11 protein-coding genes and 3 pseudogenes are annotated in these 9,885 nt (G+C 31.5%); all 14 read left to right on the top strand.

Going from position 1 to position 9,885, the window contains the following annotated elements:
* A partial coding sequence (locus DVW06_RS17610) for an LPXTG cell wall anchor domain-containing protein (protein ID WP_238696204.1) occupies positions 1–510 on the top strand: 510 nt, incomplete at its 5' end.
* A 447-nt stretch (positions 511–957) separates the two neighbouring features.
* A complete protein-coding gene (locus DVW06_RS16395; protein WP_002406972.1) occupies positions 958–1,677 on the top strand; it encodes a metal ABC transporter ATP-binding protein in 720 nt (239 codons plus the stop codon).
* A 1-nt stretch (position 1,678) separates the two neighbouring features.
* Positions 1,679–2,521, top strand: coding sequence for a metal ABC transporter permease (locus DVW06_RS16390; RefSeq protein ID WP_137264894.1), 843 nt, complete (start codon positions 1,679–1,681; stop codon positions 2,519–2,521).
* Positions 2,518–3,462 (top strand): metal ABC transporter substrate-binding protein, encoded by a 945-nt coding sequence (locus DVW06_RS16385; protein ID WP_060814981.1) that lies wholly within the window; start codon positions 2,518–2,520, stop codon positions 3,460–3,462. Before DVW06_RS16390 ends, DVW06_RS16385 begins: the two co-directional genes overlap by 4 nt.
* A gap of 17 nt (positions 3,463–3,479) precedes the next feature.
* Positions 3,480–3,712, top strand: a pseudogene (locus tag DVW06_RS16380) (metal-dependent transcriptional regulator).
* A gap of 877 nt (positions 3,713–4,589) precedes the next feature.
* The gene (gene rpsN / locus DVW06_RS16375; RefSeq protein ID WP_060815000.1) at positions 4,590–4,859 is read left to right on the top strand and encodes a 30S ribosomal protein S14; all 270 of its coding nucleotides are present in this window, start codon (positions 4,590–4,592) and stop codon (positions 4,857–4,859) included.
* Between the two features lie 14 nt (positions 4,860–4,873).
* Positions 4,874–5,053, top strand: a complete 180-nt coding sequence (gene rpmF, locus DVW06_RS16370) for a 50S ribosomal protein L32 (protein WP_002297318.1) — start codon at positions 4,874–4,876, stop codon at positions 5,051–5,053.
* A gap of 31 nt (positions 5,054–5,084) precedes the next feature.
* Positions 5,085–5,462 carry a hypothetical protein gene (locus DVW06_RS16365; RefSeq protein WP_137264893.1) on the top strand — a complete coding sequence of 126 codons (378 nt, stop codon included), beginning with the start codon at positions 5,085–5,087 and terminating at the stop codon, positions 5,460–5,462.
* Between the two features lie 20 nt (positions 5,463–5,482).
* A complete protein-coding gene (rpmG, locus tag DVW06_RS16360; RefSeq protein ID WP_002297320.1) occupies positions 5,483–5,632 on the top strand; it encodes a 50S ribosomal protein L33 in 150 nt (49 codons plus the stop codon).
* Between the two features lie 23 nt (positions 5,633–5,655).
* Positions 5,656–6,639, top strand: coding sequence for a CobW family GTP-binding protein (locus DVW06_RS16355; RefSeq protein WP_137264892.1), 984 nt, complete (start codon positions 5,656–5,658; stop codon positions 6,637–6,639).
* Positions 6,640–6,668: 29 nt separating this feature from the next.
* Positions 6,669–6,791, top strand: a complete 123-nt coding sequence (locus DVW06_RS16350; RefSeq protein ID WP_002322279.1) for a putative metal homeostasis protein — start codon at positions 6,669–6,671, stop codon at positions 6,789–6,791.
* A 17-nt stretch (positions 6,792–6,808) separates the two neighbouring features.
* Complete coding sequence (locus DVW06_RS16345) at positions 6,809–8,332, top strand: zinc ABC transporter substrate-binding protein AdcA (protein WP_137264891.1); 1,524 nt, start codon at positions 6,809–6,811, stop codon at positions 8,330–8,332.
* Between the two features lie 23 nt (positions 8,333–8,355).
* Positions 8,356–8,594, top strand: a pseudogene (locus DVW06_RS16340) (hypothetical protein).
* Between the two features lie 873 nt (positions 8,595–9,467).
* Positions 9,468–9,885 (top strand): annotated as a pseudogene (locus tag DVW06_RS16335) (polysaccharide deacetylase family protein); the annotation flags it as partial.

The following is a 9,885-nucleotide window of genomic DNA, read 5'->3' as shown; positions in this document are numbered from 1 at the left end:
CCACTTGAAGCGGGAAAAGAAGTACGGTTAAGAAACTTAACAGATGGATCAACGGAAGTACTTAAGAAACAGGTAGACGCTAACGGAGAGGTAACATTTACCGAACAAGATGGCATCAAAAAAGAAGTAAATTATGGCATCGAAACAGATGGAGTAAGAAATGGCTATACAGTAAGATATGATCTTGGTGGAGAAAAAGAGAAAGACATAGCAGTCAAATTACCCGGAGTAACGAAAAATACAAATTCTAAACAAAGTTCGGATAGTAAAGCTAGCTTTAATCATCCTTCTACTTTTTTTAACAATAACAAAAGATCATCTAATCTAAATTATAATAATAGCAATAAAAAAAGGGAACTAATGAATCAAGAAAAAAATAAAGAAGGCAATCGAAATAAAAATACTATGGAGTTACCGAAAACTGGAGAAAAATATAATGGTCTTCCTGTGTATGTAGGGTTATTCACGGCGATTGCAAGTATTATAGGGCTGAAAAAAAATAAATTTTAATGTGGGAAGTATTATTATTTCTCTAATTCTATTTGAGCAATTTAAAATATGAAAATCAATAAAGAGAAAGTTTTAAGTTGTTAAGTAAATTAAATTTCGATTGGAAGCATAGTTGAATAAGCCTAACATGTTACGAAAGATAAATAACCTACTTTTCATTTCTAGAAGAGAATGTCTTGATGCTTATAAACAGATTTAGCTCCCTATCCACTTCAAGTCTAATTCTTTTGTATGCAAATAAAGTATTTTTAGGAGAGTGTTCTCATTAGAGAACACTCTTTTTTTGTTTTGAAAACTACTTACTATACGGGTAGTTTCAAATAGTTTTGTCATCCTAATCTTCAGCAACAGAAAAAAATCCAAATTTTAAAATTTAGGCTTGACTAAAATATATTTTCTGTATACCATATAATCGTGATAATCATTATCATTTAGAAGGAGAAAGTTATGTTAGAAGTGAAAAAGCTTAATGTTTGTTATAACGATTTTTTAGCATTGAACGAGATTTCTTTAAAAATACAAGAAGGTGCTCTAACAGGTATTATTGGTCCAAATGGTGCTGGAAAATCTACATTACTTAAAGCAATGTTAAATATTATCCCTCATCAGGGAGAGGTCTCCATTAATAATGAAGATATCAATAAAAAACTGGTAAAGATTGCATATGTAGAGCAAAAAGCTGATATTGATTTTACTTTTCCAATAAAAGTAAAAGAATGTGTATCTATGGGAACGTATGCCGGAATGAAAGTTTTTCAAAGAATTAAAAATGCAGAATGGCAAAGAGTTTCAAAGGCTTTGGAAAAGGTCGATATGGGAAAATATTCTAATCATCAAATAGGAGAATTATCTGGAGGACAATTTCAACGTGTACTTTTAGCAAGATGTCTTGCTCAAAATGCGGATTTCATATTTTTAGATGAACCATTTGTAGGGATAGACTTAATTAGTGAACGAATAATTATGGATACGTTAAAAGAATTGAAAAATCAGGGAAAAACAGTGCTAATTGTGCATCATGATTTAAGCAAGGTAAAGAAGTATTTTGATAATATTATTCTTTTGAATCGAAATGTAATTGCTCACGGAAGTGTAGAATCTGTATTTAATGAAGAGAATTTAAAAAAAGCCTATGGAGATACTATATTTATTGGAGAGAGGGAATAACATGCTTCAAAATTTTATTAATGGTCTGTATGACTTTCACTTTTTACAGAATGCTCTAATTACATCTGTAGTTATAGGGATTGTTTCTGGAACAGTAGGTTGTTTTATTATTTTAAGAGGAATGTCTCTTATGGGCGATGCTATTTCTCATGCTGTTTTGCCAGGAGTAGCAATTTCTTATATTTTAGGTATTAATTTTTTTATTGGTGCTATTGTATTTGGTCTATTAGCTTCTATCATTATTACTTTTATAAAAAGCAATAGTGTAATAAAAGGAGATACAGCAATTGGTATTACTTTCAGTTCTTTTTTAGCGCTAGGAGTTATCCTTATAGGAGTTGCAAATAGCTCAACGGATTTATTTCATATCTTATTTGGAAACATTTTAGCTGTACAAGATATTGATAAGTGGATTACGATTGGCGTTTCTGTTTTAGTGTTGGTTATAGTAGTTCTATTTTTTAAAGAATTATTAATTACTTCTTTTGATTCATTAATGGCAAAAGCAATGGGGATGAACGTCAATTTTTATCATTATCTACTGATGGTTCTATTAACTTTAGTAGCAGTAACAGCTATGCAAAGTGTGGGGACTATATTAATTGTTGCAATGTTAATCACGCCAGCAGCTACAGCATATTTATATGCAAATAGCTTGAAAACTATGATATTTATTTCTGCAGCAGTCGGGGCAAGCTCATCATTGCTTGGATTGTTTATTGGTTATAATTTTAACATAGCCGCAGGATCAAGTATTGTTTTAACAGCGGCATCCTTATTTGTAATTAGTTTTCTAATCTCACCAAAACAAAAATTTTTAAGAAAGAAGGAGAGATCGTTATGATGAGAAAATGGAAAGTAGTAGTGGGAAGTCTGGGGATTTTGATTGCTCTTTTTATATTAGGAGCGTGTTCAACAAATAGTAAAGATAAAGTGGCTTCGAACGAAAAATTAAAAGTAGTAGTTACTAATTCGATTTTAGCAGATATTACTGAAAATATAGCAAAGGATAAAATTGATTTACACAGTATTGTACCTATTGGGAAAGATCCCCATGAATATGAGCCTTTGCCTGAAGATGTTCAAAAAACTTCAAAAGCAGACTTGATTTTTTATAATGGTGTTAACTTGGAAACTGGAGGAAATGCTTGGTTTACAAAATTAGTTAAAAATGCGAACAAAGAGGAAAACAAAGACTATTTTGCAGCAAGTGATGGCATAGATGTTATTTACTTAGAGGGTCAGAGTGAGAAAGGGAAGGAAGATCCTCATGCTTGGTTAAATTTAGAAAACGGTATTATTTACGCTAAAAACATTGAAAAACATTTAGCGGAAAAAGATCCTGATAATAAAAAAATCTATAAAGAAAATCTAGATAAGTATATTGAAAAATTGAATACACTAGACAAAGAAGCAAAATCTAAATTTGCTTCAATTCCGAATGATAAAAAAATGATTGTTACAAGTGAAGGATGCTTTAAGTATTTCTCGAAAGCGTATAATGTGCCTTCTGCTTACATTTGGGAAATCAACACTGAAGAAGAAGGAACGCCAGATCAAATTAAACACTTAGTTGAAAGACTACGCACAACAAAAGTTCCTTCCTTATTTGTAGAAAGCAGTGTGGACGATAGACCGATGAAAACAGTATCGAAAGATACCAATATTCCTATCTATTCAACGATTTTTACTGATTCAATTGCAGAGAAAGGACAAGATGGTGATAGTTACTACGCGATGATGAAATGGAACCTGGATAAAATTGCTGAAGGTCTTTCAAAATAAATTGGAGGAAAAAGAGTATGGTAAAAATTAAACCAACTACTATACTGATTTATTTATTAGCAATTCAGGAATTGACGAAAAGAAAAAAAAGTTAAAAAATAAAGATTTAGCAAAAATTCTAAGCATTACTCCAGCATCTGTTAGTGAGATGTTGGCTAAACTTAGATATGAAGGTTATTTAAACATAGGGTGTCAATTGACAAATAAAGGGAAAGACTTTATTGACAATTACAAAAAGAGCTTTATATAAAAGACTTTTTATTTAGAAAGGATAAGAAAATGACTATTGGAGTAATTATGATAGGACTTATCCTAATAGCTGGATATAATTTTTTTAAATCTTTCTTGGATTATTTTAGAAAAGGCGAATGATTTAGATGAGTATATTACTTCTTATAGGATTACTTTTTTTATCAGCTATTCTGTTGCTGCTCATTAGTTTAGGTTTAAGCAATGAGTTTAATAATAGACATTAATGTTTAAAAATTTATAGAATTAAAAATATCATATAAGGCGAATTTTCTCATATAGACTAGGTACTACGTGCCACTTACTGAAAGATAATAGAAAATGAACTAAGTTATTTTCAAAAGGATGTACTTCATCAAATTAAGATAGCTTTGTTTGTCTAAACAATCTATCTAAAAAAGATAAGTTCTATCGAGATGATAGGATAGGCTTATAATTAGCCTATAAATTTTTGGAATACAGCTACAATTCTTTTTCAAATTAGTTACTTAATGTTTATTTCTTATAATATAAGAATTGGTCACAATCTTACAAAATCATTAATAAACGAGTTAAACATAAAAGATTGAATAAAACTATAGTTTCTTTCATAATGCCGTTTTAAGTAGAGAAAAGCTACTTAAAACGGTATTTATGTTTTAATGGACTAATAAAAATGAACCATTATTTTTTGCACTTAAACTACAAGTTCTTTTAATTAATCTGATTATCTCTATGTATCGATAAAATCATTTTCAAATGGATATCTATTCATATGAGTTTTATTTCATGTTATTTATTGTTGACAAGAGAAATTTTTGTTGGTAAAGTGTCAATGTCAAAACGTAACGTTTACGATTTGTGACGTCTAAATCAAAACAGAAGGAGTATAAATGTATATGGCAAAAAAGTCTAAAATTGCTAAAGCAAAGAAACAAATGGCAATGATTGAAAAATATGCAGACAAACGTCAAGAATTAAAAGCCGTAGGAGATCACACCGCCCTTGCTAAATTGCCAAGAGATTCAAATCCAAATCGTCTGAGGCTTCGTGATCAGACGGATGGCCGTCCAAGAGGGTATATGCGGAAGTTTGGTATGTCCCGTATTAAGTTTAGAGAGCTTGCCCATCAAGGTTTGATTCCTGGAGTAAAAAAAGCAAGTTGGTAAGAGGAGGAAATATCATGGCAGTACCAGCAAGAAAAACATCTAAGGCGAAGAAACGGTTAAGAAGAACTCATCAAACTGTAGTAAAACCAGAAATTTCATTTGACGAAGCGAATGGTGATTATAGACGTAGCCATCATGTATCTTTAAAAGGGTACTATAATGGAAAGAAAGTAATTAAAGGAGCTTCAAAATAGTTTAATATATAACTTTTAGGAGGGAACCAAAATGGAAATTATTTACCCACCTTTAGTTGAAGAAGGATTAAAGTATTATCTTGAAACGACCCAGCAATCGCTAGATAAATGCACTTTTTATTGTTCGATGGTAGAGAGAGGAATTATTACTGAAACGGGTTTACCGACCCAACAGGCAATTGAAAATGGATTAGTCAAAGATTACTATGAGGACCAAGGCTTATCATTTGATGATTTTTTAAGAATCTATCCAATTTTTGAAGAGTATGACGAGGAGTTATTTCAATGTATCGATGGTTATTGGGAGATACCTGTTGATATGAAAGAAAATTTAGTTTCACAATTGGAATCTGGCGAGTTAACTTTTGAAGATACACAACAAATTCAAGCATATCTTGAAGATCGATAAGTATTGAAGGAGGAAGATTTATGCGTCAAAATATTATTTTGGAATGTGTCGAAACTGGAGAACGTCTGTATCTCACCAGCAAAAATAAACGGAATAACCCTGAACGGTTAGAATTAAAAAAGTATTCGCCAAAATTGCGCAGACGGGCAATTTTCAAAGAAGTGAAATAGCTAAGTGGTAAAAAGGTGACAAAATGGGCATACCAGTTACAATCGTTTCTGGGTTTTTAGGGGCTGGAAAAACAACGCTAATCAATCAAGCCTTGCAAGTCTCACCCTACCCCAGGGAAGAAATTATTATAATTGAAAATGAGTTTGGTGAAGTTGGGATTGATCACAAATTATTAGTTCATAGCGAGGAACGGGTGTTACAACTAAATAATGGATGTATGTGTTGCAGTCTTCGCAGTGATTTATTAGCAATATTGATTTCTTTACTGGAAACAATAGAAGAACATCAACAACCAATTTCACAAATCATCATTGAAACTACAGGTATAGCAGATCCCCAACCAATCATTCAAACACTTTTAACAGCGCCTCAACTAAGAGGAAGAGTATATATCGATAGTTTATTGACTGTTATTGATAGTGACAGTTTTGAATTTATTGAAAGAGAACCACAAGCCCTTAAGCAACTTGTCATGGCAGATCGCATTTTTGTGTCTAGAAAACAAAACTTGAATTTATCTGCACTAAAAAAATTACAGAGAGAAATCAAAAGTATTAACCCTTTATCCGATATTCGAATGTTCACACATAGTGAAACGATTCAAAAAAAGGATTTTTATAATTTGAAAAAATTTAATCATCCCTTAGTTTTTGAAAGTGATTCATCAGAAAATCACTCTAATGGCAAACACTATCATCAACACCATCAAGTACATGAGTTTAAATCAATTCTCTTAACTTCAGATCAAGACATAAAAAAAGATTTTTTACTCCAATGGATTGACTGGTTGATTTTAACCAACCAAGGGAGCCTGTATCGTTTTAAAGGATTGATTGCTTTACAAGAGCAGGATTTTATAGTTGCCATGCAAGGGGTAAACGAACAGGTTAATTTTCAATACACCACTCGACAAAAAGACCAAACCACTATTATTCTAATCGGAAAAATGTTGGATGAAGAAAGGATCAAACAGAGTTTTGATAAATTACTGGCGGAAAGCAAATAATGATAAGTATTGATTGGGGGTAATTTCTAATGGAGAAAACGGATATATCTAGTGCATATCGACGACTTAAAAGTCCGAATATTAAAACTAGAAAAAGGGCATTAAAAATTATCAAAGAACATAAACGAAATAAAATGAAGAAATTAGCATAATTAAGGAAGGAAAAAGAATGAAGAAAATCAGTGTAGGACTTGTTGGGATAGCAGCTCTAGGATTATTGGGAGCTTGCTCCAGCACTAATGATGCAAAAGTATCGAATGATAAAGATGGAAAATTAGAAATTGTAACAACATTCTATCCAATGTATGATTTCACCAAAAACATCGTCGGCGATGAAGCGAACGTGGATTTAATGGTTCCAGCGGGATCAGAACCTCATGACTATGAGCCCTCAGCTAAGGATATGGCAAAAGCTCATGATGCTGATGTTTTTGTATATCATAACGAAAACATGGAATCATGGGTACCAAAAGCTAAAGAAAGTTGGAAGAAAGCTGGGCCTAATGTAGTAGAAGGAACAAAAGACATGATTTTATTGCCAGGTAGTGAAGAAGAAGATCATGATCACGGAGAAGAAGATCACCATCATGAACTAGATCCTCATACGTGGGTTTCACCCAAAATGGCAATTAAGGAAGTTTCAAATATCAAGGATCAGTTAGTTAAATTGTATCCGAAAAAAGCAAAAGTATTTGAGACAAATGCTGAAAAGTATTTGACTAAACTGAAACGGTTGGATGCTGACTATACCACTAGTCTTAAAGAAGCGAAACAAAAAAGTTTTGTGACACAACATGCAGCCTTTGGATATTTAGCTTTGGATTATGGATTGATACAAGTTCCTATTGCTGGACTAAGTCCTGAAGAAGAGCCATCTTCTGGTCGATTAGCTGAATTAAAAGAGTATGTTAAAAAAAATAAGATCAATTATATTTATTTTGAAAAGAATGCTAATGATAAAATCGCAAAAACTTTGGCCAATGAAGCTGGGATAAAATTGGAAGTATTGAATCCTCTTGAAAGTCTTACAAAAGAACAAATGGATAATGGTGAAGATTATATTTCAGTAATGGAAGACAATCTAAAAGCGTTAGAGAAAACAACTATGGTTGCTGGTGAAGAGGTAGTTCCAGAAAAAGAAGCGAAGGATGAAAAGACAGTTGCTAATGGGTACTTTAAAGATGCCGATGTGAAGGATCGCGAATTGAGTGATTATACAGGCGAATGGCAATCTGTTTATCCGTTGTTAAAAGATGGAATTTTGGATGAAGTTTTCGATTACAAAGCAAAACTCAATAAAGACATGACAGCTGCCGAGTACAAAGATTATTATACTACTGGCTATAAGACAGATATTGATACTATCAACATTAAAGACAACACCATTGATTTTGTAGTCAACGGTGAACATCATCAATACACATACAAATATGTTGGATACAAAATTTTGAATTATGAAAAAGGAAACCGTGGTGTTCGTTTTAATTTTGAAACTGATGATGCAGGTGCTGGTCGCTTTAAATATATTCAATTTAGTGATCATGGAATTGCACCAAGTAAGGCAGAGCATTTCCATATTTTCTTTGGTGGAGAAAGTCAAGAAAAACTTTATAATGAAATGCATAATTGGCCTACTTTCTATCCAGCTTCATTATCTGAGCATGAGATTGCTCAAGAAATGATGGCCCATTAAAATCCAATCTTTGGAGAAAATACATGGTAAGAAAAGTATTATTGTCTATGGATTCCAAGAATATTGATGCTTATCGGCGTTATCGATTTGCAAAGCAAATGAGATTAAATGGGAGTACATTAGCTGATATTGCTGCAACTTTATATGTTAGTGTTGACACAGTTCATAGAGCATAAAATAAGATTTAGATTGTTGTTTTATCAAGGTTAATACTGGAAGAAGTAGACGTTTAGAAAAACGACAAAATAGCTTGATTAATTAGTTGTAACACTAGAGTAGATCAATTTTCTTTTATTAGGATTTGATCTGCTCTTTATTATGTATAGGAATTAACGTATTCAAAAAAATATTTCAAAATTGTAATGCAATTATTTATAATTAACAGTTTTACAATGCTGAAAATGATGATAATATTTTTGTATCTGTTAATAAAAGTTTTGTATTATTAATTTTTTTATGGATCAATACAAGCGAGTAGGAAGAAATATATATATAATAAAATAATTTAAATTGGTGTACGTACAAATATGCTTATTAAAGTATTTTAGACTCTCATACTAAGTGCTATTACTACGGTGAATTCTTTAGGAAACTAATAAATAGTTTGCTTTGATGTTATAAAAGAGACTTTATAAGGTGATAAGATGATTAATCAAAAGCACAAAAAGAAAAAGAAAATTTCTTCCAGTAGAAATTCTGAAAAAATAACTTTTTGCTTAATAGTGAATAATTTAAATAGCAATAAAACTGGCAACACTATCAAAACAAGTGACTCTGTTTGATTAAATACTAATGGTCAAGTTATTAAAATATTTTGTTTAATTAAATAGAATAAGTTTGGAAAATAATTTATATTTAATCCTAGACAATTATTAGTGATTTAAATACTTCAACCATACTCATTAAACTATCGAAGGGCATACTCCCAAAAACTAAAATCAAAACTAGCGATTCTAATGATGTTGAAAACTGAGTTGAACATTAAGTAGACACAATATCTAAAGTGGTGAGGGACCAGCCATAATTACTGCGCTGAAAGTAAAAGAATAATAGAGAAAACTTTCCTGCAAAAATTATTATTACAATTGCGCTGTTTTATTTTACTTTACTATGATAAATGGAGGGATAAAGTCATATGTCTGACAAAAATACTTATGCATGTCGTAGTCAACGTCATAGACAAGAACCTGATACCTATAAAAATTCAGGTCAATTGAATGAAACTATAACCTCAAAAAACGGGAATGAAAACAAACAACTAAAAATACCGAAGAAAAAATCTAATTATAGCAAGTATATATTCGCATTATTTACCGCACTTATTCTAGTAATTGTCGCTACTAGCGGCTATATTGTTTATACATTAAAACAGCAAGAAGCAGAAGATCAAGCCAAATATGAAACTGCTGCAAAAAATCTCATGGCTTCAATCCAAGAAGAGCAAGACCAAATTGGAATTTCAACGAAAATAGATATTATAAATGACGGAGAAAATAAGTGCCTTGTTTACCGTCCAGTTGATGAAAATACTGTTCCTTTCAAAAATGCAAACC

The sequence above is a fragment of the Enterococcus sp. ARL09-542 genome (genome assembly GCF_005234805.1).
GTDB classification, from domain to species: Bacteria; Bacillota; Bacilli; order Lactobacillales; family Enterococcaceae; genus Enterococcus_D; species Enterococcus_D gallinarum.
The sequence above is the reverse complement of the archived record's forward strand: the minus strand, read 5'-3'. Positions and strand labels throughout refer to the sequence as shown.